Origin of the sequence: Paenibacillus barcinonensis (genome assembly GCF_003217495.1) — a bacterium.
GTDB classification, from domain to species: domain Bacteria; phylum Bacillota; class Bacilli; order Paenibacillales; family Paenibacillaceae; genus Paenibacillus; species Paenibacillus barcinonensis.
Map to the genome: position 1 here is coordinate 25,910 of NZ_QJSW01000026.1, position 24,755 is coordinate 50,664.

Consider the following 24,755-nt stretch of genomic DNA (forward strand, 5'->3'; position numbering starts at 1 on the left):
ACCTCCTTAAAATGTGTCGGTGAGATGAAGAAAACGTTCATTTCTTAAAGAAGAACAGGCCTTCACCGTTCCGTGTTCTTGTTCAGTGGTTTCATCAGGTGAAACATAATTTCATAATCTTAACTTTAGTTTTAAGTATACCGTTTTCACATGCGTACGTAAAGGGCTTTTTGCCTGTTCAAGCAAGCGTTTCAACAGATGAAGGCGTTTTCTCGAAACAGGTGTGAATTTGGGTGATATTGATCTATTCAGGTCACATATTTAGCTGCGTCATCTGAGCTGTGTACATACAAAATAGGTTCCCTTCATATGAATAATAGAAGTTTACTGTATCGAATGAGCAGTAGGTTGAGAGTATTCATCGAATTAGCGAATTGAATTTAGCCCAAATTTAGAAGTGAAACATTGAATTTATTTAAATTGAACTATGTTACTTACACAGTAACGGAGAGGACAGAAAAAACCTGGAAAAGCGGAGCTAAAAGCTTTCTGCAAGAAAGCTACATCGGCAGCATCAGCCTCGCCGTTATCACCGCATGTTCCCCTTGAAAAAGGGAATCCCAAAAATCTGGGGATAACAGCGATTGGAAGGTTATTCTGTCATCGGAGTGCTCCGTGTAAACCTTCCTTAGTTCAACTTATATTAATGAAGTACATCTACGGGTGAGCCAGACTGAACTCATGTCAAAGGGGGACACAAGCTTGGAACGCGAATGGAAGAGTGCCTTGTATACGTACGTCAACCAGTACAACCGCTGTGAGATCGATTACCGTCCACAGACGAGTGAACGAATCGTGACCGATCCCGAATTTGTGGTTGAACGGGGGGAGCGCATGGCAAGGCTGGATGAATGGTACCGCAGACGGCGCGCCGTACCTCTTCGCAGCGAGACCAGCGCCAAGCTTGTGCGCACACTTATTGATGCATCTGACGAAGCGGTAGCAGAGGTGCAGCTCTATAGCAGATTGTTCTATGAGAAAAGCGGCATTACTCATCGGGAGGATCGAATCGAGCGAGAGCGATTAACCTTCTTGCGTGAAAATGGACAATGGAGCATTGCCCGTGTGGAGCGGGAGGTCCCGGAGCGCAGACCGGTGGGAGAAGCGCAGCCGTACCAGCAGGCTGATTTTGTACAGGCGCTGAATCGTCCGCTCCTGAACCGCGAAGTGCTCGGCCAGGGCCGAAATGCGAGACGGCAAATCTATCGCCGGGATCTGGCAGTAGCTTATGCGGATCGCTGGTGGAATGCGGGCAATCCTGCATTCGAAGAATTTGAGGTGGATTGCACAAACTACGTCTCCCAGTGTCTCTTTGCAGGCGAAGCACCCATCCACTATACTGGAAGAAGAGAAGCGGGCTGGTGGTATAAGGGGTATGTGAACGGCTCCGAAATGTGGAGTTACAGCTGGGCCGTATCCAACAGTCTGGCCAGATATTTGTCCGGCAGCAGCTGGGGTCTGACAGCGACTGAAGTGAACCGGCCCGAGCAGCTTATGCTCGGTGATGTCATTTTCTATGACTGGGATGGCGATGGGAGATTTCAACACAGCACAGTTGTCACCGCTTTTGATGCGGGGGGCATGCCGCTTGTGAACGCACATACCGTGAGCAGTCGTCACCGCTTTTGGGATTACCGGGATTCCTATGCCTGGACAGAACGCACGGTGTATCGGCTTTTTCATATTGCAGACGAGTTTTGAGAGGGAAAGATTTGCGGGATTCGGTGACGCAGACAGCCCGTTCCGTGTAAAATAAGAACAGAGACCGAAAGCAGCAGGGCAATCGCCTGTATTGGCTGCGCAGACAGCATCAGGTACAGATATAATCGGAGGTTACGCATGAGCATGGATAAATTAAAAGTAGGCGTCGTATATGGCGGAAAATCGGGCGAGCATGAGGTGTCGCTGCAAACGGCGTTTGCTGTAACAAATGCATTTGATTATGACAAGTATGAACTGGTCCCTTTTTATATCTCCAAGCAGGGGACGTGGAAAAAAGGATCGGTAATGCATGAACCCTTTGCACGCATTGAAGATTTGAAGCTGGAAAGCTCGGCAGGGGGCACACAGGACGCACTGAATGTATTATTTTCACGTCTATACGGCGGAGCGGAAGCGCTGGACATCATGTTCCCGCTGCTGCACGGCACGTTTGGTGAGGATGGCACGATCCAGGGCATGTTTGAGATGGCGGATATGCCGTATGTTGGTGCAGGTGTGCTGGCTTCGGCAGGTGGCATGGACAAAGTGGTCATGAAAAAGCTGTTCGCTCAGGCGGGTATTGACCAGTGTGCCTTCACGTATTTTAATGCGACACAGTGGAAGCAGTCTGAACACGAAATGATCGTACAGGTCGAAGATCAGCTGGGTTACCCGTGTTTCATCAAGCCGGCCAATCTTGGCTCCAGTGTGGGCATCTCCAAAGCGCGTAACCGCGATGAACTGAAAACAGCAATTGAGTTTGCACTTCGGTATGATACTAAAGTTGTCATTGAGGAATTTGTGGAGGCACGCGAGGTTGAAGTCAGCGTTCTCGGGAATGATGAACCGATGGCATCAGTTCCGGGCGAAATTGTCTCTTCGGGTGAGTATTATGACTATGCAGCCAAGTATATTGATGGACAGTCACAGATGCTGATTCCGGCACCCATGGACCCTGAGGCAGCAGATCGCATTCGCGAAGCGGCCTTGCAGGCATTCCGTGCCATTGAGGGGAACGGCATTTCTCGTGCGGATTTCTTCATTCGCAAATCGGATGGAGCGTTACTGATTAATGAGGTAAATACGATGCCGGGCTTTACACCATACAGCATGTACCCGCTTTTGTGGCGCGAGACCGGTGTGTCGTATGGAGAACTGCTGGATCGCATGATCGAGCTGGGGCTGGAGCGCTATAACCGCAAGCAGGCGCTGAATTACGAGAACGGTGTTCAGGCATAGCCTGCACGATTCGAATATCCAAGCAAGAGTTCCAATATCAGCTAATCAGGAGGAATGGGCATGGGATTTCAGACAGAGTTTAATTCAGTATGTAAATTCAAAAGCGAGCAAGAGCTCTTCGAACTGCTGGAATACGGTCGCGGCAAAATGGTCAAGCAAGGCTTCCGGGTGTTTCCAACCGGGCAGAAGGTCATTGCTTACACCCCGGACAACGTAGCGGTGGCCATTGTGAAGATTGTGGCTTCCATTGCGGAGATCAATTTTCAGAACCAGGAAGTGACGGAAGTCGAGATGCAGCTTATTCGCAAGCTCACCGAGGAAGAATCACGCATCCAGACGGCACTTGCGGACGAAATGTTCTTTGGAGAGCAGGCTCAGGAGTAGCTTGAACATTGGGCGTATCTTACAGTGCTGCGAACAGAGCCAGTCTGTGGGGAATGCTGCATTCTATTGAACAGTGTCTGCCTGTCCAACATGCCTATCTGTTGAATGTAATCACTCGAACAGAACGACTGAATGGATTTACGATCTTACGATTATGCTCACTGGTTTAGGGTAAAACTTGGTTATATACCGTGTCGGCTTATCTCCGCGGCTGCCTACAGCCGTGCAGTCTGTCCGCCCTGAACAGAGAGGAAGAAATTCATGCTTGTACGTTTTGGTTACGTGGCGATGTCGGTGCTGGTGGAGAATGCTTCGCCTTCCCGGACAATGACGATGGCCAGCTTTAACAAAATCGAGGACAGGGAAGCGGCGATTCGCAAGCTGGAGCGCATTGCAGCCGAGAACCTGCACAATACGTTACGTTTGCTTCGGCATAATAAAGGCAGTCATATTCATGTATATCGTTTTTCATCCAAATTGATTCCACTGGCAACGCATGAGGACCTGAGTGACTGGGACCCGTTTCTGGCGCTGAAGCCGGACTTTGAAGCGATTGGTAATTTCGTAAAGGATAATCAGATGCGCGTATCTTTTCATCCGGATCATTTTACTGTGCTGAGCACGCCCCGCGAGCAGGTGCTGCGCAATTCGATCAAGGATCTGCGTCATCACGTTCGCATGCTGGATGCCATGGGCTTGAATGCGACTGCGAAGAATAACATCCATATTGGCGGTGCGTACGGAGACAAGCCTTCAGCGGCGCAGCGTTTTGAAGAAAACTTTATGATGATGGACCGGGATATTCAGGAGCGGCTGACCCTCGAAAATGATGATAAAACATTTAATGCACCCGAGACGCTGGCCGTATGCCAGAAACTCGGCTTGCCGATGGTGCTGGATATTCACCACCAGTGGGTGAATAACGAAGGCGAGCAGCCATGGGAGCTGTGGCCGGATATTCTACACACCTGGCAATCACCGCTCGCACAGGCTGATGCGCCGGCTGACCAGCCATTAGCCCCGAAAATTCATGTCTCCAGCCCCAAGAGCGAGAAGGATCTGCGGGGTCATGCGGATGGTGTTGAGGTGGAGCCAGTGCTTGATTTTCTACGTCATATCGCGGCGTATACGCCAGCTCTTGATGTGATGATCGAGGCAAAGCGCAAGGATGAGGCTTTGGTGCAGCTGATGCAGAAGCTGGCATTCTATCAGAATGAAGGCGTGCAGTGGGTGGACGAGTCAACGGTCCGCATCCAGCCGTGAAGTCAAAAGGGGCCTGGGCAGCAAGAAACTTTACGAGGGATGAGGCGTATACTTTTAACAAGTATTTTAACTTTTTCGTAGATTGATATAGAAAGTAGAGTGAACGCTTTGAGTGAAAAGGAAAAGGTACCCTATGTCGTGACAAGCAAAAGCTATACTGCCGTTGCTATTAATGCCGCGTCCAAGGCGGGCGAATGGATCAAGAGCCGTCTGGGCACGGTAAGGGAGCTTGGAACCAAGTATTCTCCGCAGGATCTGGTGACCGAAGTGGATAAAGGCGCAGAGCAGATGATCCGCCGCCTGATTCTGACCCATTTTCCAGACCACATGATTCTGGGGGAAGAGGGCGTCGAGCCAGGTCCGGAAGCTTCAGCAAAAGCGCTGAAAGAGGCAGCAGAGGAAGAGTACCTCTGGATTGTTGATCCGGTGGATGGCACGACCAACTTTGTGCATGGATTCCCGTTCTATTCGGTATCCATTGCGCTGGCTCATAAGGGCGAGGTCATTGTTGGCGTCATCTATGATCCTTCCCGTGATGAATTATTTGTTGCGGAAAAAGGAAAAGGAGCCTACGTGCATGGGAACCGCATGACGGTATCGGGCGAAGAGACCCTTGCACAGAGCCTCGTGGCGGTAGGCTTCCCGGCAGATACAACCTTTGCACTGCCGCTGAATATGGCTGCTGTACAGTCTCTGGCTCCGCAGGTTCGCAATCTGCGTGCAGGTGGTTCAGCCGCCATTCACTTGGCGTATGTTGCCGCAGGACGTCTGAGTGCCTATACGGAAGTTGGCCTCAAGCCGTGGGATATTGCCGCAGGAGCACTGCTGGTTGCAGAATCTGGCGGTAAGGTGACCGATACCGCTGGAACACCGTATACACTTGCGGTGAACCATATCGTTGCCAGCAATGGCAAGGTTCATGATGCATTGACGGGTGTGTTGAAGGAAGCCAAGGCTACAGGCCTGGAGTAAATTGATTGAAGGAGCGAATAACAATGGATGAATCCAAAGAACTGGAACGACGGCTTAGCGATATGCTGACAGAAGGAGACATGGAAGCTTCCGGCGATGCTGAAGAGCGTGAACGTCAGCTGATTCCTCCCAAATACGAGGTACGCATTCAGACAGAACGGGACCCGATTGTTGAAGAAACATTAAAGTTCCGTACGATGGCTCGTGAACTGGATAACCGTTATGACCGCTATCTCGATCGTACTGCCCACAAGAAAGCAGAGACAGACGATCCATCCTAATAAAGCTGCTCTCTTACATGAAGTGATTTTTATCGAAGGCAGACTTCCCGCTGAAGGGGAGTCTGTTTTTTGGTGCGTGCATAATCGGAAAGAGGACAAGGCCGTAATCAAGGTGATAGAATAGAGGTACACAGGCATATGTCATCGGAGTAATGGATGTACTATATTATCGTGTAAATGATAGATTAACCAAAGGAGTGTTCACAAAGAATGAAGCGAAAACGGATATGGAATAACACAGCTGCAGGTCTGACCGCTACCATGCTGGCAGGTCTACTGCTCTTATCCCCTTCTGAATTGCCAGCACATGCCGCAGATGCCCAAACGGGCGCATTGCCTGTGGCTTCAAGCGATACGACGCCTAAACAGGGTGCAACGGCTGTAACCAAAGAATTCCGTATTGTTACGTTAGGTGACTCTATTACCGTAGGATACGAGCCGAAAATGACAACCATGCCTTACGGTTATGTGGAGCGCCTGCAGGAGCAGGGTTTGTTGCATGGACGTACACAGGTGGATAATTTCGGTATCGCGGGACTCCAAACAAGCGGTTTGAAGAACTTCACGGATGCGATCAAGGAGAATAAAGCATTGACTGCCGAAGCCATTCAACCTAACCTGCCTGATCCGCGAGCTTCCGAGATTGGAGCAAATATGACTGCTATTCGTGATCGTGTCGGCAAGGCCGATTTGATTGCGATGACCATCGGCGGTAATGATGTATCCGAACTGCTCGGTACGGCAAATACGTTGAGTGATCAGGAATTGCAAGAGAAAGCGAAAGAATTGCTGACCACGTATACAACGAATGTGACTGCAATTATTAATGATATTCATGCCATTAATCCATCCGCCCGGATCGTCATTGCGGATCAATACCAGCCGATGCCGGAGGTAGCGGGTAAAGCGCTATACACCAAGCTGATGCAGACCTCCGAGAGCTTCACACAAACCATTGACGGCATTGCCGCGCAGTTCACAGCACAGGGTGTAGATGTGAAGGTCGCTCATGTGGCCAAGGAGTTTGTCGGCGGTGAAGGCACGATGACACATATGATCAAAGATCGGGATTTCCACCCGAACCAGCTCGGGTATGCTGCCATTGCTGAAGTTTTTGCCAAAACGATCTGGGGCGACTACACGAAACTGAGCGCTCCGGAAGCGGGTCAACCGATGAACATTATTGTGAGTGGTACAATGCTGAACACTCCATACAAGCCGATTATCCGAAACGGCAAAAACTTCGTAGCCATTCAAGACATTGTAAACGCGGTAGGTGCAAAAACAGTATGGGATAACAAAACGTCCACAGCAACCATTACCTACGGTGACCGCAAGGTAGCCGTGAAGATGGGCGCCAAGTCCGTAATTGTTAACGGAGCAGCTGTTGCAGTGGATACACCAGCCTTCCTGAACAAAGTAGGCAAGGAATCCAAAACCTATGTTCCCGTCGCTATGGTGGCCGAGGGTCTGGGCTTTGACGTGCAGTATGTGGCGAAGCTCAAAACGGTGTTTGTGAATCCGTAAGGCGCTGTGGGACTGAACTTACAAGCTTGAGAGTGTAAAGTGGATATACAAGGGTACCTTGTGAGCACAGGGTCATAGAACGAGTCTCACAGGTGATCTTTTTACCAAAGGGCATGACAAGGTAGCGAATCGGGGAGCACTCCTGATTCGCTTTTTGGTGTGGGATAGTGTGGTTGTGGTGTACAGGGGGGCGGGAAAAGCGCAGGCTGCGCGTTCGATTAAAGCTTGATAGACCCCAGATCAAACTAGATAAACGCTGGATAAAAACTAGATAAACGCCTGATAAACGCCTGATGTGAAGGTCGCCGCTAACGATCTCCAGAAACCCTATTTTGCTTGAAATCGGCATTTTGAAATTCTAACGGTCTGTAGTGAAGCTATTTCAATAGATTACCTCGCTTTTCTCCGTTTTTAGCTAGATCGGAGCAGAATAGCGTCGCTGGTGATCATTAGACTCTGAAAAGTCATCAAAATGGCTAATAAGGTTTGTGGTGATCGTTAGCGCTGTCGGGAGAACGGGTTGAGGGAACGTTCCGCTTCTCACGTTCTTTTTCCCCGTTTCTGGCTATCCACACGCAAAACCCAACCCCTTAATCCCCATTCCGCCTAATTTCAAGCGTCACTGCGTAACTATTCATTGGCAAAAACCAGCGTGCACTAGCCGCTCATACCATTCTGTCTACTGAAAGTCTACCTTCCCGGATGACTCATTATGTTGTATAAATATGACTTGTCATCCGTCCATGGTTGTGTAAATATGAAAATAACTTACAACGAACAAAGAGAGGCTACTGTCAGAATCATAAACTATGTCATGGAGACAGAGCAGGGTCAACATAGGAGAGGGGCAACGTTGCAATCGTAGGCAGACTCAAGGAACAATTCAGTTGTAGTCACCTCCGGCGTTACAGCTCAAGCATAGTAATATCCAGAGTCATAACTCAATTACAGCAAAGCAAAATTAATATTAAAGTTAAAGCCGAGCTAAGGTTTCGATCCAAACCGCAATTCAAGTCACTTATACGTGTAGCCGTTGCTGGGCACATCCCATCCATGCTGTATTCGTACCCTTCCTCATGCAAAGGAGCGCTTGGAGTGAGCAAAATTAAAAACGCTTTCACGACATTGCCTATTCATCATAAAACGATGCTGCTCATCGGTTTTTTGATGTTAATCAGCCTTGCTTTTTACCTCTCTGTCATGCAGTACGTGCTGAATATTTATGATCGTCAGATTTACGAGAAGTCGTCACAGGTGCTGAATATGTCGTCGGTTGGCATTGAGAACAAGCTGCGCGAGTTATCCAACCTGTCCTTCAAGGTGATGTCGGATGAGCCGCTACAGCAGTATTTGCTGCAACTGGAGAAGGCCGAGACAGGATACGAACGGAATGGTCTGCGTAAAAAAATAACCAACCGCCTTGTCGCTTACGCTGGCTCCGAGAAATACGTGTACTCCATGATTTTTATCGACAACGATAACAATGTCATGGCGGCGGGCAACCGGGAAGGCATATCGGCGGCAAAGCAAAAGGAACTGATCTCCCTGGGCGAGCAGTATGCCGGCTCGAACGTATGGCAAGCTAGCGGCGATCAGCAGGCAAGGCTGCTGTCCGTCAGGCAGGTGAAATCCTTTACCGGCGGTGCATTTACACTGGAGAAGCTGGGTACGCTGATTATCCGTGTGCGGCTCGACCGCATCGTGCAGGATCAGATGCAGGAGCCAGCCGAGGATTCCCAGCTGCTGATCATCGACGGAACGGAGGTGATCTATCCGACACAATCCACGGTCAGTAAATCCGAGATCGCAGCGGAGCTGAAGCGGACACAGCCTTACGGGATTGCCACCCTGGAGCAGGGCAAGTATTTTGTGGCTAGAGCACACTCTTCCTACACGAGCTGGAATTATCTATATACTACGCCGTTTGATCAGATGTTTAAGCAGATTCAGTTTGTGAAGCAGCTGGTGATCGTTATTTTTATTATGATCTTTCTGGCTGCCCTGGTGTTCGGAGCCAAATTTTCTCGCAGTATCACCCATCCGATAGCCCAATTAATCAAGAAGATGCGTAATATTGAAAAGGGGGACCTGGATAAACTGGAGGAAGCGGCTCTTGGCAACATTCCCGTCTCTCCGCAAAATGAAGTCGGACTGCTGCATCGGACCTTCAAAATGATGCTGCAGCGAATTAAAGAGCTGATTGATGAGAACTATGCGAAGCAGCTCGTCATTCGAGAAACAGAATTGAAAGCGCTTCAGGCGCAGATTAATCCCCATTTTTTATACAATACTCTCGAGTCGATTAACTGGCTTGCCAAAGTGCAGAAGCAGCATCAAATTTCGGAGATGGTCGAGGCCCTTGGGTTTCTGCTACGTAGCTCGGTTAATATGTCCGAGAAGTGGATTACGCTGGAACGGGAGCTGGGGATCGTGCGCAGTTACGTTACGATTCAACGTACCCGATTTGAGGAAAGACTTGATTTTGACATGGTTATTGCTCCTGAGGTCGGAACCGCTAGAATCCCCAAGTTAACGCTGCAGCCGCTTGTAGAGAATGCCATTCATTATGCGCTTGAGCCTAGTATCGAGCCTTGCCAGATTCGAATTCGTGTCAGAGCAGAGGCGAATCATGTCTTCATTGAGGTTGAGGATAACGGGCCGGGCATGACCTCCGAATTCATGGAGCGTTTGCAGGAAGGACAGATTCAGACCAGAGGACAGGGCATAGGGCTTGCCAATATTCAGGAGCGTCTCAGGCTGACCTTTGGCGACGAAGGCATCATGAGCATACGCAGCACACCCGGATCAGGAACTGTAGTGTCGATCAGCATACCTTGGATTAGAGAGGACGATGACGATGTACAAAGTAATGCTCGTAGATGATGAACGTGTCATACTGGAGGGGATTTCCCAGGTGGTGGATTGGGCGGCCGCGGGCACGGAACTGGTCGATACTGCAAGAAACGGCTTGGAGGCTCTGGGTAAAATCGAAAGCGCCCAACCGGATATCATCATTACCGATATTTCCATGCCGGGTCTGGATGGACTGGGCCTGATCGAGAAGGCATCCGAAGCCTATCCTGCGGTACGATTTATCATGCTGTCCGGGTACAAGGAATTTGAGTATGCCCGCAGGGCGATGCAATATGGCGTGAAGCATTATCTGCTCAAGCCCTGTAACGAAATCCAGATTCATGATGCTCTGATTGAGCTGTTACAGGAGCGTCAGGATGCACAGGTGAAGGAACATGTCGCAGGCGAGATGAAACAGCGTCTACAGCGGGTGCTGCCTCATGTGAAGGAGCAGTTTCTGCTGGAGTTTATGACCAATCGCACGTACGGACCCGTTGATCTGGCATACTATCAGAAGCTGTTCAATCTGGAGCTGCAGCAGCAAAGCGTGCGATTACTGCTGCTTCGCATTGTGGAGGAGCATGATTACAGTCACTTGTTTGCGATCAAAAATATAGCGGCAGATCTGCTTCCGGGTGTGCTGTTAAGCACAACGATTGAAGGCAAACTCCTGATTGTGCTGGCAGATGCGGCAGATTTGCATGAGCTGCAAGAGCGCATTGAAGCGGTTCGGCAGGCGTTCATCCGTTTATACAAATTAGAGGTTACCGCTGCGCTGAGTGAAGCGGATCATATGATCCAGTCCCGCCGGCTGTACCGCGAGGCGCTGCAGTATTTGAATCATCGCTTTTTCATCGGTGAGGGCAAGCTGATTACGAAAAAAGATGTCGTGCTTGCAGGGGAGTGCAGCGGTGTGCATATGGAGCAGGATGCCGAGCAGCTGTGTCAGCTGATTAAATCCGGTAATACAGAGGAAGCTGCCGCCGAGGTGGAGCGTTTGTTCGAGCAGCTGACAGAACACAAGCTGGATATCGAGGTGACACGCGCTTACGTGGTGCAGTTATACTCGGCTATGATTCAGGTGTGCCCGCCCGAGGATGCCACCGATTTTACGCAGCGAATGGCAGAGCTGACGCATATGGCTACATTGCCTGACTTGAAAACATTTGTAGCCGACAGCGCTGCAAGGTTAACGGCCGGGTATTATAAAAATTATATCATTCGCCAGTCATCAGCCGTGGAGAAAATGATGGATATTGTAGACCGCCACTATGGAGAAGCTGATTTGTCACTGAGTGGTGTAGCCCATCAGATGTTATACATGAACCCGGACTACCTCGGCAAAATTTTCAAGAAGGTAACAGGTGAAAACTTCTCGAATTACGTCAATCGTCTGCGCATTGAACGGGCATGTGAACATATCCGCCGAGGCGGGGATGTGAAGGTGTTTGAGCTGGCAGAGCTGTTCGGGTTCGGCGGGAATTCGCAATATTTCAGTCAGGTGTTCAAAAAATGGACGGGAATGACACCTACCGAATTTCGGAAATTCGGCATATAACAGAGAACTGGCAAGGATCATGCCTGTATATGGAGGAGGACAACTGACGCTTGGAGCGCCAGAGATGTCCTCCTCTGTTTTTTGAACCAACAAGACGGTTTTGTGTATTCAACTTGAACCGGACTTTTGCGAAAATGACAATATCAAGATCGTGAAAGCGTTATCAGAGTATCATCGACAGGATGGAGATAACCCGATCACACAACCATATCAACATAAAAGGGGAGATTGGCATGGTGAAGAAGGCAATATTCCTGATGATGGCTGCGTTACTCGTTTTTACAGCAGCGTGCAGCTCAGGTGGAGGCAGTGAGCAAGGGGCAGGCAGCAAGGATGAGTCGGTGAATCTGCGTATCGCCTGGTGGGGCTCGGATACACGGCATGAATACACACAGAAGGTCATCGACCTGTATAAAACGAAAAATCCCAACGTCAAAATTGACGTGGAGTATGCTTCCTTTGACGACTACTGGAAAAAGCTTGCCCCGCAAGCTGCAGCGAACCAGCTGCCTGACATTATTCAGATGGATATTTCCTACATCAGCCAGTATGCACAGAACGGTCAGCTAGAGGATCTCGCCCCTTATCTGGGCAATCAGATCAAGGTGCATGATGTGGCGGAAAATGTCATCAGCACAGGTGTAATCAACGGCAAGCAGTACGGTGTTCCTGCCGGGGTTAACGTACTTGGTTTTCAATATGATCCGGCCCTGCTGAAAAAAGCCGGCGTTGATGCCATGCCGGACAATATGACATGGGAATCCTATGAAGCGCTTGGCAAGCAGGTCGCGGAGAAGGGGCTGTATCTGGATGGCGGCGTAGCGCCGGATATTTTCTTCCACTACTTCCTGCGTACCCAGGGCAAATCACTCTACAACCCGGAAGGCACAGGGTTAGGCTACGATGATGACGCGTTGTTCGTACAATTTTTCGGATTAATGCACCGTATGATCGAGCAGAAGGCTGCACCTTCTCCCGATGTCGCGAACCAGACGAAAGGCATCATTGAAGAGTCGGATCTGGTGAAGGAAAAAGGAATCGGTGTATGGCAATGGTCTAACCAGTTCGTAGCGCTGCAAAAGGTAGCTAACCGCCCGCTTGCCATCGCGCCAATGCCAGGCCCAAATATGGAAAAGGGACTTTATATGCAACCAAGTATGTACTGGGGTGTCACTTCCAACTCCAAAGTGAAGGAAGAAGCAGCGAAGTTCATTGATTTCTGGGTGAATGACGAAGAAGCCAACAAACTGATCAAAGGGGAGCGCGGTGTGCCGATTTCCGGAAAAATCAAAGAAGCCATTGCCCCTGAGCTGAGTGATGCAACGAAGCAGGTATTCGAATTTGTAGCCGCGATGGAGCCTAAGGCTTCGCCGATGAGCCCTCCGCCGCCTGTAGGATCACCAGAGGTGATCTCTGCACTGGCTGATGTAGTGGAAGAATTGAATTTTGGCAAAATTACCCCTGAACAAGCAGCACAGACCTTCCGTAAAAATGCCGAGTCTGTTCTGGCGAACAATAAATAACAGTTGAATGATCGCTTGCACGTCCCGCTTGCAGGGATGGTCGGGACCGGGGCTACTCGCTAATGGCGAGGGCCTTTGCCCGTCCTGTTGGTCTTCCCATATGCCGTCCCGTTTGCAATATGAAGGCTCGCAGCAGGCTGATCCATGAAGGAGGTACGTTCCCCATGAGGCAGTATTCATCATTGCGCAGAAACTTGACCGGATATGCGTTTATTAGCCCGTTTATTATCGGATTTCTTGGATTTACACTCATTCCGATGTTTGTGTCCTTATACATGTCATTTACGAGTTATAATCTGTTCACTTCTCCAAGGTGGATTGGGCTCGACAACTATACCAAAATGTTTTTTGATGATCCTAAATATTGGAATTCGGTCAAGGTTACCTTTTTATATGTGTTCATCGGGGTGCCGTTAAGGCTGATCTTTGCCCTGTTTGTGGCGATGATTCTGAATACGGGCTCTCGTATGGTCGGAACGTATCGTACCTTGTACTATCTGCCCTCCATCATTGGTGGTAGTGTGGCTGTATCTATCATGTGGCGTAACCTGTTCAGCAATGAAGGTGTGATTAACAGCGCATTGACCGCGATCGGTATTGGTCCAGTTAGCTGGTTTGGAGACCCGGATGCGGCTCTGGTTATGCTGATATCCCTGTCGGTGTGGCAGTTCGGTTCATCCATGCTGATTTTTCTGGCAGGACTCAAAAATATCTCTCCCGAGATGTATGAAGCCGCCGGTGTAGATGGCGCGAATCCGGTTCGTAAATTTTTCAGCATTACGCTGCCGCTGCTTAGTCCGATCGTGCTGTTCAATCTGATCATGCAGACCATCGGTGCATTTATGACCTTTGTGCCGGCCTATATCATCTCCAAAGGTGAGGGCGGTCCAATGGACGGCACGATGCTGTACTCGCTGTATCTGTTCCGTCAGGCGTTTATGTTTAACAACATGGGTTATGCTTCGGCAATGGCCTGGGTGATGCTGCTTATGATCGGTTTGCTTACGGTAGCTGTGTTCCTGACATCCAAGTTCTGGGTATTTTACGAATCTGAAGGAGGGAAATAATCATGGTGTGGAGAAATGTCAAATGGCCGATCTATCATCTGTTTGTTGCCGCACTTGCACTCCTGATGCTCTACCCGGTGCTGTGGATGCTGTTCAGCTCATTCAAGGAAAGCCGGACGATCTTTGTCACGGCAGAGAGCCTGTTTCCGACCGAGTGGATCTGGTCCAACTATGTGGATGGCTGGAAGGGCACAGCCGGAAGGCCCTTCATGGATTACATCACCAATTCACTGGTGATCGTAGTGATCTCCACAATAGGTGCGGTGCTGTCATCGTCACTGATCGCGTTTGGTTTTGCCCGATTGAATTTCAAGGGGCGTACCTTCTGGTTCTCGCTGATGATGTTAACGCTGATGCTGCCGCATGATGTAGTGCTGGTTCCGCAGTATATTATCTTTACCAAGCTCGGGTGGCTGAATACGATTCTGCCGATTGTTGTACCTACATTTTTCGGAATGCCGTTTTTTATCTTCCTGATGGTGCAGTTCATTCGTACCATTCCGAAGGAGCTGGACGAGGCTGCAACGATTGACGGCTGTAACAAATTCAGGTTGTATATTCAGATCATTATGCCATTGATCAAGTCTTCGCTGGCTACGGCGGCGATCTTCTCCTTTTACTGGAGATGGGAGGACTTGCTTGGACCGGTGCTGTATCTGAACTCGCCTGACAAATATACCGTATCCATGGCGCTCAAAATGTTTCTGGACAGTGAATCGGCCTCCAACTGGGGTGCTATGTTTGCCATGTCCATTGTCAGCCTGATTCCGGTAGTTACCGTATTTTTCATTTTCCAGAAGCAGATTGTGCAAGGCATGAGTACGAGCGGTTTGAAGGGGTAACGGACAGATGGGTTAAACCAATTATAATTGGAGGAATTCAGGCAGTGGACTCAGCAGACTTGAACGAGACAGAACGAGCAGAGCAATCAGAGCAATTAGAGCAAGAAAAACAAGCAAAGCCGAAGGTGACCTCCTGGAAGTTTAATTTTGGTCCATACGCAAAAGACACAGTCTTATCTACCGCAGACTCGGCACGCGAGAAGTCAGAACAGCACGCCGAACTTAAGGCAGATCATCGGACTGGAAATCAAGAACATGGGGTTGGATATACCACAGAAAAAGTGGAAGGATACGCGCCTGTTTCGTCTACAACGCTATATGATGAGCGCAGAGGATACGGCTTTGAACCCGGTTCATTGGTATATGAGAAGCAGCGGTACGCAGAGCAAGAAGGGGGTGCACCTTCGGATTTGTTAAAAAGGTTACAACCCCCGCAAGGGCAGACAACCATGTCTGTCCGCTTGCGTTCCAGCTTCTGCATTCCGCTCAAGGCATCATTTATCGTGGATATACCGGACGGCACGTATCAGGTGCTGCTGATTACGGGTGATCCGCTTGCAGACACGGTTACTCGTGTCAAAGCCGGAGAAGGTCGGATGATGCTGCCTGTGATTCGAACGGTGGCGGGACAATGTGCAGAGCTGCGGTTTGCCGTTGTTGTTCGTGGAGGGCGGCTGCGGCTTACCTTCTCTGGTCCTGCACCACGAATTAATGCGCTCGAGATTACGCTTGCGAATCAGACGATGACTGTATTTCTCGCTGGTGATTCCACGGTAACGGATCAGCCGGAGAGCGGGTACCCATACTGCGGGTGGGGTCAGCTGCTGCCTGCACAGTTCAAGCACGACGTAGCCGTTGATAATCATGCGATGTCAGGCCGAAGCTCGCGCAGCTTCATTCATGAAGGCCGACTGGATGCGATTATGCAGCGAATCAAGCCGGGTGACTTTCTGTTTATTCAATTCGGACATAACGACGAGAAGCCGGACCCCGAACGGGGAACAGAGCCATTCACCACATACAAGCAATATTTGAAAAAATATATTGATGCCGCACGCGAGGCCAAGGCTCAACCGGTGCTGATTACACCCGTTCATCGGCGCTACTTTGCGGAGGACGGAACATTGACCGATACACATGGCGATTATATCATCGCCATGCGCGAGCTGGCGGAAGCCGAGCATGTACCGCTGATGGATCTGGCTGAACGTAGCCGCCGGTTGTTCGAACAGGCGGGTGAAGAAGGCACCAAGGATGATTTTATGTGGGTGCTGCCTGGCGAGTATATCAACTTCCCAACGGGTGTGGAGGATAACACCCATTTTCAGGAGCGAGGCGCGCGCCGCCTTGCGCAGCAGGTGGCTGAAGCCATCCGCGAGCTGCGTCTGCAGCCGCTGCAAATGTATTTGCGGTAAAAGAAACATGAGTCAATCGAGGCAGCGAGGAGGGAGGAATCGGGGAAAGGGAGCAAAGCGTCCGCGTTTGGCACGGGATTTCCCCCATAAAGGGGAATAGAAGAAATCCCGGACCAACCAGCGGCCCGAAAGCCGATCCGCCCGCCGAGCGTTCGCCCGCGCTCCACCAAGGGTTTAAATGAAACGCGAGTCGAGCGAAGCCAACGAGGGAGCAAAAGTTGCCCAGCGAAGCGAAGGCCGTGTTTTTAGAAGCAGTAGAGGGAGCGCGAGGCAGTGAGGAGGGAGGAATCGGGGAAAGGGAGCGAAGCGTCCGCGTTTGGCACGGGATTTCCCCCATAAAGGGGAATAGAAGAAATCCCGGACCAACCAGCGGCCCGAAAGCCGATCCGCCCGCCGAGCGTTCGCCCGCGCTCCACCAAGGGTTCAACATTCATAACCTTCGCAATGAGCTAAAGGAGGAGCGTCATGTCTAATCAAAGCATATCCCCATCTTCATCCCATGGGCATACCTACTGGGTAATCCCGGATGGCTACATCCCGCCAGATAGCTGTGGCACGCTGGAGAGTCACGAGAGCATCTGTGTTTTAAACACGGGCGGTGCAGATGCCGCACTAGAGATTACGATTTATTTTGAGGACCGTGAACCGCTGGAAAACATCCGTGCAGTTGTGCCTGCCCGAAGAACCAAACATATTCGCACGGCATTGCTCCGATCCGGGGAAGAAGCAATCCCAGCAGGAGTGCCTTATGCGATTGCCGTAGCAAGCGATGTGCCCGTCATCCTACAATATAGTCGCTTGGATACAACACAGCCGGAGCTGGCATTAATGAGTGTGATGGGCTACCCTTTGCTATAGACGAGGGGCAAACGGGAGGCAAGGCTGTCTCAGGTCTAGTGTATAGATTCAGAACGAGCAAGCAAAACAGCATTCCAAACAGTAAAAGGTACAAAAAGACCTGTACTGCCGCATCAGATTCGATGCAGGAGTATAGGTCTTTTTTGTCGTTGTATTCCCTGTAAGTACACATATTTTTCATCATCGTTGATAACGTCCGTTTACAATTTTTCACATTCTATCATGCTTTGGAATGACTGACGAGCTCTTGTTTGTGATGGCTCAGATTCGTGCCCAGCACTCCGGCAATAATCAGAATTGCCCCGATGTAGTGATAACCCTGTACAGGCTCGTGCAGAATCAGCGCGCCGCCGGCGATAGATATGAGTGTGGACAGATTGCTGAATACACTGACACGCGAAGCCTCCAGATGTGTGAGCGCATAGCTGGACAGCAGCGTGGATACCATGGTGGACAGAATTGCGAGATAAGCAAGTGCGCCCAGATAGGACACATCTCCGAGCGGCTGAATGTAATCAGCCATTGATCCGGTGTAAGCATGGCGTATCAATGCAGCCGCATTAAACACAACGCAACCTACCATCAAGGTAACCCAGGTCAGCTCCAGCGGTTTATATTTTCGGGTGAGCGGTCTGGCCAGCACCCCGTACCCCGCAAAGCTGATCGCTGAGAACACCAGCAGTACAATACCCTGCATATTGCTCATCGACATCCCGCTGCCCTTCATCGCAAAGATAAAAATGACACCAGCTACAGAAAGGAGCAGGGACATCTTTTGCACGATGGATGTGCGTTCCTTCAGAAAGACTGAAGCCAGAACAAGCGTGAATACGGGCACCATAGCCTGGATAATACCTGCTTCCGATGAATTGGAGGTGACGAGTCCAAAGGCCTGAAAGGCAAAGAACAGTACAGGCGAGAGCAATCCCAGCGGAATAATTCTCCACAGATCAGCCAGACGCAGATTAATCTTGATCCAGCCGAACAGCACAGGAATGCTGACAACGATCAGGGACAGGGCGAAGCGATGGGCAAGCACATCAATGGGATGTGCGATAGTGACGGTCATTTTGACGAATAAAAAGGATAACCCGATAATCGCTGCATACGCGACAGCCGCGATATAAGAGTAGGTTCGGTTGCGTGTAGTATTCATTCATTTTCCCTCCAGTGATGCGATATAGTCTTGGAATATGTGGGCACCCATTATGCTAATACCTGTCAAGTGATGGAACATATGAGCCTTTCTTAATATACTTCTGCGGGCCTCATGCTACAATAGAGAAAAAGAATGATTGTACCGGTACAATTCTGGGGAAGGAGTCGTTACGTTGAAAAAATATGAGAAGATCGCTCACGCCCTGCAAGAGTGGATTCAAGAGCAGATGGCACGACAGGACCGTCTTAACTGGGACGACAAAGGGATCAGGCTACCGGCAGTCCGTGCTGTCGCTGATCAGTATCAATGCAGTGTCAGCACAGCTATTCGGGCATATGAATGGCTCGAACAAAGACATCTGGTGTATGCCATTCCCCAATCCGGCTATTATGCAGTGCAGAATGGTACAGGGGCACAGGATATGGACTGGCAGGAACCACTGGATTTTGCTTCGGCGGCTCCCGATCCGAGAGTGTTTCCGTATGCGGATTTTCGGCATTGTATGGATCTGGCGATGAGACAGAAGCAGGACGAGCTATTTTTATACGGCACGCAGCAAGGGCTGCCTTCGTTGATTGCACTTTTACAGAAGCAGTTTGCAGATTATCAGGTATTCGCGAGAGTGGAGCAGTTTTTCATTACATCGGGGGTGCAGCAGGCACTGGCGGCACTGGCGTTAATGCCTTTTCCGGGCGGCAAAACAAAAGTGATGGTGGAATTGCCAACGTACCACAATATGCCGACGCTGCTGGAGAGTCTGAGGGTACCCGTTGCAGGTGTGCGAAGGACATTGGAGACAGGGCTGGACTGGGATTCGCTGGAGCGTCAGTTCGCGGCAGGAGATATCAAGTTTTTCTATGTGATGCCACGGTTTCACAATCCGATCGGAACCTCCATGACGGCAGTGGAGAAGAAAAGGTTACTTCGGCTTGCGCAGCGATATGACGTATATCTGGTGGAGGATGACTATCTGGCAGATTTGGAGGACAGCGCAAGACAAGATCCGTTGTGGGCCTATGATACGCATGAGCGTGTTATTTATCTGAAAAGTTATTCCAAAATTCTGTTTCCCGGACTTCGTGTAGGGGTGACCGTTCTGCCGTCTGCCTTGGTATCCAGCTTTGGTTTGTACAAAAGAATGCTGGACATCGACACATCTGTTCTGTCTCAAGCCGCACTGGAGGTGTATATTCACAGCGGCATGTTTGCCCATCATCGTAAAACAATCCGTAGCCGCTATGCCGCCCGTATGCACATTGTGCACGAGCAGCTGGCGGCGTATCCATACTTTGCCCCGTTCCGGGATGCACCGCTTACAGGTGGGGAGCATACGGTTCTTCCCCTGCCATGGGGAATACCGGCGCATACGTTGATGTCCCGGCTGGAGAGTCGGGGAATTCTGGTGGATACAACGGAACGATATTACCCTGTAGACATGAGGGAATGCGAGCGAGAGATGGGGATTGAAACGATGCTGCGCCTGAATATCTCCAACGTACCAAAGCAGCGAATAGAAGAGGGGATGCAGCAGATTCGGGAGGAGATTTTGAGACTGCAGCCCAAATCAATGCGTGAAGGAATCGAGTGTAGGCAGCAGGAAGATGAACAATGAGGCAGTGAAAGAAAACGGGAGATAGTGCTTTAAAAATGAGAGGTAATTCAGTAAAAACGAGCGGTCGTTCAATAAAAGGATAAGTAGAAAGAAACCAGCCACTTGATTGTGGCTGGTTCCTATACGAAAGTAACGCATGGAAAGCATGGAGAGCAGGCTGGAAAATTCTAACGATCTCAGGAAGCCTTATTCACCGCTTTTGGAGCCGTTCTGAAATCTAACGATCCCAGAAGACGTTATTTCGCAAAATAACGTCAATGTTGTGTTCCGAAAGCCTGTTCTGGACGAAATAGCGTTACTGGGGATCGTTAGAATTGGATTTTGCCGAAAATGAGCCTAATAAGGCTTCTCCTGATCGTTAGAGCTACAAGTCAGCGATCTGAGCGTGAGCGAAAGGTGCGGCCTTCAGGACTGAACGCCATATTTCTCGCCCGATCTGACGCGTAGCGGAAGAGGAGAGCAGTTGATGCAACGCAACCTGCTTTTGTGTAAGTTAGTTGAGGATCTTCTACGCTCAGACTTATTGCGTAATGTAAAAAAATACTTAACCGTACACTGCGTTATTCACTTGCTATCCTGCCGCTGCCAGTGAGACCCTGCACCCAAAGTTACTCCTGTGCCATCGCCTTGAAGGAAGCCTCAGCAGCTTCCAGAGTTGCAGCAATGTCTGCATCTGTATGAGCGGTGGTGAGGAACCAGGCTTCATACTTCGATGGCGCGAGATTGATGCCGCGATTCAGCATATGGCGGAAGAAGGACGCGAAGCGTTCACCGTCCGTGTCTTGCGCGTGATCATAGTTTGTCACCGGATGGTTGCAGAAATGCGTGGAGAACGCGCCGCGAATCCGGTTGATCGTCAGATCAATGCCATGGCGGTCAGCGGAAGCCTGCAGACCAGCTGTCAGGTCCATGGCGAGACGCTCCATCTCCTCGTACACGCCATCGCCTTGCAGCACTTCAAGGCAGGCGATACCTGCCGAGATGGATGCCGGGTTGCCTGCCATCGTTCCGGCTTGATATGCCGGGCCGAGCGGGGCCACCTGCTCCATCACATGTTTACGGCCGCCGTAAGCGCCAATCGGTAAGCCGCCGCCAATGATTTTGCCCAGTGCTGTAAGGTCGGGTTCAATCTCCGCATGATTAGCCAGCCCAGTATACGTTTGCGTGGAACCATAATGGAAGCGGAACGCGGTAATCACCTCGTCATAGATGACAAGCGAGCCGTTCGCGCGTGTCATCGCACATAAGCCTTCCAGGAAGCCAGGCTCGGGCATAACCATACCAAAGTTACCCACAATCGGCTCCACCATAACGGCAGCAACATCATCGCCCCAGCGTTCCAGCGCTTCCTTCAGTCCTTCCAGATCGTTATACGGAACGGTAATGACCTCGTGTGCGATGCTGGTCGGAATGCCGGCACTATCGGGAATGCCAAGCGTAGAAGGACCCGAACCGGCAGCTACCAGCACAAGGTCGGAGTGACCGTGATAACATCCAGCAAATTTCACAATTTTATTACGCTTCGTATACGCGCGAGCTACTCGGATCGTTGTCATGACAGCTTCCGTACCCGAATTGACAAAACGAACCTTGTCCATAGACGGAATAGCTTCTTTGAGCATTTTGGCAAGCTTGATCTCAAGCTCGGTTGGCGTACCGTACAGCACACCATTCGCGGCAGCCTCGGTGATGGCTTTGGTAATATGAGGGTGGGCATGTCCGGTTACAATCGGGCCATATGCCGCGAGATAATCAATGTATTGGTTGTCGTCAACATCCCAGAAGTGTGCACCTTGTGCTTTTTTCATAAAAACGGGCGCTCCGCCACCCACCGCTTTAAACGAGCGGGACGGGCTGTTTACTCCGCCTACAATGTGCTGCAGGGCTTCTGTATATAACAACTCAGAGTTTGTACGTGGATTCATGAGATAACTTCCTTTCCTTGTGTAGTTCCAAAGTTTATATGATCATAACATTGGAAGGATATGATTATTTTCGCATACTTTTGCGTTCAGGCATAGCAAAAGGGCAGCAATCAAGCTGCCCTTCAAAGAATGAATCCGTTCATTGCGGTGTGATAACCTCATCTAATATCTGAAACAATAATTCCAGTTGGCAAGTTAGCTTGGACCCGGCCGCTCCTTCAGATCATGATGTTTCACATGAAGGGGTCACTGTGCCGGCTGCTGTGAATTTTTCTCATTTCCGCTGGCTGTTTTGTCTTCCTTGTTTTGTGGTTCTTCGGTCTTGGCTGGCGGATGAATGATATCCTGTACATGCTGTTTCAGTTTTTCTTCGCTGGTTACAGACAACACCTGAGCACCGCCAGGTGTACGCTCTTCTTTCAGCAGATTCATTGGCGGAACCTGTTCACTGCCATTCATGCTGCTTTGGTAACCAAGCCCGCCGAGCTTCCACATGTCGGACAGCGTAAGGTTGGTGTCTACATATGGGTTCACTGCTTCCAAAATCGAAGGCAGCTTGGCAATCGTTGTGGTAGACTGCATCTTCGCCGTTACAGCTTTCAACAGCTCACGCTGGCGCTCGGAACGAGCAAAGTCAGACATCGCATCATGACGGAAACGAACATACATCAAGGCTGTTTTGCCATCGAGATGCTGGTATCCTTTTTTGAGATCAATATCATATTCGTTATTGTCCGCTTTGCTTGTATAATGCATATCCTTCTCAACATCAAAATCTACACCGCCCACGGCATCAATCAATTTGATGAATCCTTGGAAATCGGTATACACATAATACTGAACAGGGATGCCGAGCAGGTCGCTCGCCGCCTCCATTGCGACATTCGGGCCATGGGTAATTGCAGTGTTAATCCGGTCTTTACCATATCCGTCAATGTTGATATATGTGTCACGCAGAATGGAGAAGAGATTAATTTTTTTGGTTAACGGGTCAAGCGATACCACCATCATGCTGTCGGAACGGGGCACTTCCCCCTTTTTCAGGCCGCGTGCATCGACACCCATCACCAAAATATTAACGGTTTCCGTGCCTTCCCATTTTGGAGGGTCAGGTGTCTTCACTTTCTCTACATTTTCAATATTGGCAAATGGCGAGTCCTCGCCTTTCTTCTGCAAACCATCCAACTGATTAAGAATAGAACCGAAATAGTAAGATACGACTCCACCGACAATTAACACGAAGGCGGCGAGAGAGATCCATATGGTTCTCTTCGTCTTTCTGGTCATGCTAGCTCTCCTTTGTAATTGAGATAAAAAATAAACGAATTCAGAACATGTAAAGTTGCGAATTATCAGAACGTGTGAAGTTGCGGTTCAAGTCGAGGCTTTCCGTTCGCTTCCCCTCCAGACACAAGGCAGAGGAGGCCGCCTCGAACTTTTTTTATAGCTTGCTGAATTTTGACTGTTACTATTATAATTTCTTTTTGGGCTACAAGCAATTTCAACAAAATCCAAGTGAGGTATAATCATGCTGGCGATTGATGTCAAAGACTTGCGTAAGTCGTTTAACGTCCAGAAAAGCCGTGGCGGGCTAAAGGGCGCGTTTCAGGATCTGTTCAAACGTCAATACCAGGAAGTATTGGCTGTGAATGATATTTCATTTCAGATACCGCAAGGCGAAATATGCGGATATATTGGAGAGAACGGTGCCGGAAAATCAACAACAATCAAGATGCTGACCGGCATTTTGGTGCCTACATCCGGGCACATATCCGTAGGTGGGTATGTTCCTTATCAGGAACGGGAGAAATTTGTCAAAAATATTGGTGTCGTGTTTGGACAGCGCAGCCAGCTATGGTGGGATATCGGCGTTATTGAATCCTTTCATCTGCTTCGCAAGGTATACCGTGTTGGAGAGCAGGATTTTCGTAAAAGGCTGGACGAGCTGGTCGAGCGTCTGCAATTACAGGAGCTGCTCAGTCGTCCGGTGCGTAAGCTCAGTCTCGGTCAGCGGATGCGGTGTGAACTGGTGGCGGCCTTGCTGCATAATCCGGGCATTGTGTTTCTGGATGAACCGACCATTGGTCTGGATATCGTGGTAAAGTCCGAGATTCGGGAATTCCTGAAAGACATGAACGAGCAGCATGGTACAACGATCTTGCTGACCACACATGACTTGCAGGATATCGAGGCCTTGTGTTCGCGGGTAATCATGCTGGATGCAGGAAGCATTATCTATGATGGTGGTCTGGATCATCTCAAGTCCCAGTGGGGTACAGAGAGGGAGGTTCGCTTCAAATTTGGCTCAGGTCACAGCATCACCCAGATGCAGGAATGGACGGCTGCAATGCCTGTTCGCTGGACCGTAGAGAATGAGCTGTCTGCATCGGTGTGGATTCCGCTGGAGCTGAACGTTTCGGATGTGCTTGCACGTGTAGTGGGTCAGGCCGATATTACCGACATTCAGATTATTGAGACGAATACGGACGAGATTGTGCGCAGCATCTACCAGTCCGGTTCTGCAGAACGTCCAGAGATTGTGTCGGCAGATAAAGAAGCGGTAGGTGCTACCTAAG

Annotated in this window: 19 protein-coding genes; 16 read left to right on the forward strand and 3 right to left on the reverse strand. The window is 49.9% G+C overall.

Translation table 11 applies throughout. The features are described 5' to 3' along the window. Positions 1 to 681: 681 nt before the first annotated feature. The 14 genes from DFQ00_RS24835 (at position 682) to DFQ00_RS24905 (ending at position 17,483) form a co-directional block, all read left to right on the forward strand. Positions 682 to 1,701, forward strand: a complete 1,020-nt coding sequence (locus DFQ00_RS24835; protein ID WP_110899158.1) for an amidase domain-containing protein — start codon at positions 682 to 684, stop codon at positions 1,699 to 1,701. Between the two features lie 138 nt (positions 1,702 to 1,839). After that, positions 1,840 to 2,940, forward strand: a complete 1,101-nt coding sequence (locus tag DFQ00_RS24840; protein ID WP_110899159.1) for a D-alanine--D-alanine ligase — start codon at positions 1,840 to 1,842, stop codon at positions 2,938 to 2,940. A gap of 60 nt (positions 2,941 to 3,000) precedes the next feature. After that, entirely contained in the window at positions 3,001 to 3,324 is a 324-nt protein-coding gene (locus tag DFQ00_RS24845) for a hypothetical protein (RefSeq protein WP_110899160.1), read from the forward strand. 261 nt (positions 3,325 to 3,585) lie between these two features. Beyond that, entirely contained in the window at positions 3,586 to 4,587 is a 1,002-nt protein-coding gene (gene uvsE, locus DFQ00_RS24850; protein ID WP_110899161.1) for a UV DNA damage repair endonuclease UvsE, read from the forward strand. A 108-nt stretch (positions 4,588 to 4,695) separates the two neighbouring features. Next, positions 4,696 to 5,559: an inositol monophosphatase family protein gene (locus DFQ00_RS24855; protein ID WP_174812229.1), complete on the forward strand. Its 864-nt coding sequence runs from the start codon at positions 4,696 to 4,698 to the stop codon at positions 5,557 to 5,559. Between the two features lie 23 nt (positions 5,560 to 5,582). Continuing rightward, positions 5,583 to 5,840 carry a hypothetical protein gene (locus DFQ00_RS24860; RefSeq protein WP_110899163.1) on the forward strand — a complete coding sequence of 86 codons (258 nt, stop codon included), beginning with the start codon at positions 5,583 to 5,585 and terminating at the stop codon, positions 5,838 to 5,840. Between the two features lie 210 nt (positions 5,841 to 6,050). Further along, positions 6,051 to 7,367: an SGNH/GDSL hydrolase family protein gene (locus DFQ00_RS24865; protein ID WP_110899164.1), complete on the forward strand. Its 1,317-nt coding sequence runs from the start codon at positions 6,051 to 6,053 to the stop codon at positions 7,365 to 7,367. 1,095 nt (positions 7,368 to 8,462) lie between these two features. Next, complete coding sequence (locus tag DFQ00_RS24870; protein ID WP_244213995.1) at positions 8,463 to 10,250, forward strand: cache domain-containing sensor histidine kinase; 1,788 nt, start codon at positions 8,463 to 8,465, stop codon at positions 10,248 to 10,250. Next, entirely contained in the window at positions 10,225 to 11,778 is a 1,554-nt protein-coding gene (locus DFQ00_RS24875; RefSeq protein ID WP_110899166.1) for a response regulator transcription factor, read from the forward strand. Before DFQ00_RS24870 ends, DFQ00_RS24875 begins: the two co-directional genes overlap by 26 nt. Before the next feature lie 233 nt (positions 11,779 to 12,011). Then, entirely contained in the window at positions 12,012 to 13,301 is a 1,290-nt protein-coding gene (locus DFQ00_RS24880; protein ID WP_110899167.1) for an ABC transporter substrate-binding protein, read from the forward strand. Positions 13,302 to 13,465: 164 nt separating this feature from the next. Next, complete coding sequence (locus DFQ00_RS24885; protein ID WP_110899168.1) at positions 13,466 to 14,368, forward strand: carbohydrate ABC transporter permease; 903 nt, start codon at positions 13,466 to 13,468, stop codon at positions 14,366 to 14,368. 2 nt (positions 14,369 to 14,370) lie between these two features. Continuing rightward, positions 14,371 to 15,210: a carbohydrate ABC transporter permease gene (locus tag DFQ00_RS24890; RefSeq protein ID WP_110899169.1), complete on the forward strand. Its 840-nt coding sequence runs from the start codon at positions 14,371 to 14,373 to the stop codon at positions 15,208 to 15,210. Between the two features lie 281 nt (positions 15,211 to 15,491). After that, complete coding sequence (locus tag DFQ00_RS24895) at positions 15,492 to 16,625, forward strand: rhamnogalacturonan acetylesterase (RefSeq protein WP_110899191.1); 1,134 nt, start codon at positions 15,492 to 15,494, stop codon at positions 16,623 to 16,625. Positions 16,626 to 17,090: 465 nt separating this feature from the next. Continuing rightward, on the forward strand, positions 17,091 to 17,483 hold the full coding sequence (locus DFQ00_RS24905) for a sensory rhodopsin transducer (RefSeq protein ID WP_110899171.1): 393 nt from the start codon (positions 17,091 to 17,093) through the stop codon (positions 17,481 to 17,483). A gap of 220 nt (positions 17,484 to 17,703) precedes the next feature. Here the strand turns inward: DFQ00_RS24905 and DFQ00_RS24910 are convergent, their stop codons facing one another. Next, positions 17,704 to 18,639: a DMT family transporter gene (locus DFQ00_RS24910; RefSeq protein ID WP_110899172.1), complete on the reverse strand. Its 936-nt coding sequence runs from the start codon at positions 18,637 to 18,639 to the stop codon at positions 17,704 to 17,706. Between the two features lie 175 nt (positions 18,640 to 18,814). Between DFQ00_RS24910 and DFQ00_RS24915 the strand changes: the two genes are divergently transcribed. Continuing rightward, positions 18,815 to 20,254, forward strand: a complete 1,440-nt coding sequence (locus DFQ00_RS24915; protein ID WP_244213996.1) for an aminotransferase-like domain-containing protein — start codon at positions 18,815 to 18,817, stop codon at positions 20,252 to 20,254. 608 nt (positions 20,255 to 20,862) lie between these two features. On the opposite strand, the gene DFQ00_RS24920 is transcribed toward DFQ00_RS24915, so the two are convergent. Together DFQ00_RS24920 and DFQ00_RS24925 are read right to left on the reverse strand one after the other, a co-directional pair. Further along, the gene (locus DFQ00_RS24920) at positions 20,863 to 22,179 is read right to left on the reverse strand and encodes a glutamate-1-semialdehyde 2,1-aminomutase (protein WP_110899173.1); all 1,317 of its coding nucleotides are present in this window, start codon (positions 22,177 to 22,179) and stop codon (positions 20,863 to 20,865) included. Between the two features lie 246 nt (positions 22,180 to 22,425). Then, entirely contained in the window at positions 22,426 to 23,466 is a 1,041-nt protein-coding gene (locus DFQ00_RS24925) for an LCP family protein (RefSeq protein WP_110899174.1), read from the reverse strand. A 241-nt stretch (positions 23,467 to 23,707) separates the two neighbouring features. Here DFQ00_RS24925 and DFQ00_RS24930 point away from each other — a divergent pair, with 241 nt between their 5' ends. Next, positions 23,708 to 24,754: an ABC transporter ATP-binding protein gene (locus DFQ00_RS24930; protein WP_110899175.1), complete on the forward strand. Its 1,047-nt coding sequence runs from the start codon at positions 23,708 to 23,710 to the stop codon at positions 24,752 to 24,754. The last annotated feature ends 1 nt before the right edge of the window (position 24,755 follow it).

What these genes read in the sequence shown, in the direction of transcription:
- DFQ00_RS24910 (WP_110899172.1), bottom strand. Translation starts at nt 18,639, where the DNA reads ATGAATACTACACGCAACCGAACCTACTCTTATATCGCGGCTGTCGCG.
- DFQ00_RS24880 (WP_110899167.1), top strand. Translation starts at nt 12,012, where the DNA reads ATGGTGAAGAAGGCAATATTCCTGATGATGGCTGCGTTACTCGTTTTT.
- DFQ00_RS24925 (WP_110899174.1), bottom strand. Translation starts at nt 23,466, where the DNA reads ATGACCAGAAAGACGAAGAGAACCATATGGATCTCTCTCGCCGCCTTC.
- DFQ00_RS24885 (WP_110899168.1), top strand. Translation starts at nt 13,466, where the DNA reads ATGAGGCAGTATTCATCATTGCGCAGAAACTTGACCGGATATGCGTTT.
- DFQ00_RS24840 (WP_110899159.1), top strand. Translation starts at nt 1,840, where the DNA reads ATGAGCATGGATAAATTAAAAGTAGGCGTCGTATATGGCGGAAAATCG.
- DFQ00_RS24930 (WP_110899175.1), top strand. Translation starts at nt 23,708, where the DNA reads ATGCTGGCGATTGATGTCAAAGACTTGCGTAAGTCGTTTAACGTCCAG.
- DFQ00_RS24845 (WP_110899160.1), top strand. Translation starts at nt 3,001, where the DNA reads ATGGGATTTCAGACAGAGTTTAATTCAGTATGTAAATTCAAAAGCGAG.
- uvsE (WP_110899161.1), top strand. Translation starts at nt 3,586, where the DNA reads ATGCTTGTACGTTTTGGTTACGTGGCGATGTCGGTGCTGGTGGAGAAT.
- DFQ00_RS24890 (WP_110899169.1), top strand. Translation starts at nt 14,371, where the DNA reads ATGGTGTGGAGAAATGTCAAATGGCCGATCTATCATCTGTTTGTTGCC.
- DFQ00_RS24905 (WP_110899171.1), top strand. Translation starts at nt 17,091, where the DNA reads ATGTCTAATCAAAGCATATCCCCATCTTCATCCCATGGGCATACCTAC.
- DFQ00_RS24835 (WP_110899158.1), top strand. Translation starts at nt 682, where the DNA reads ATGTCAAAGGGGGACACAAGCTTGGAACGCGAATGGAAGAGTGCCTTG.
- DFQ00_RS24875 (WP_110899166.1), top strand. Translation starts at nt 10,225, where the DNA reads ATGTACAAAGTAATGCTCGTAGATGATGAACGTGTCATACTGGAGGGG.
- DFQ00_RS24865 (WP_110899164.1), top strand. Translation starts at nt 6,051, where the DNA reads ATGAAGCGAAAACGGATATGGAATAACACAGCTGCAGGTCTGACCGCT.
- DFQ00_RS24920 (WP_110899173.1), bottom strand. Translation starts at nt 22,179, where the DNA reads ATGAATCCACGTACAAACTCTGAGTTGTTATATACAGAAGCCCTGCAG.
- DFQ00_RS24860 (WP_110899163.1), top strand. Translation starts at nt 5,583, where the DNA reads ATGGATGAATCCAAAGAACTGGAACGACGGCTTAGCGATATGCTGACA.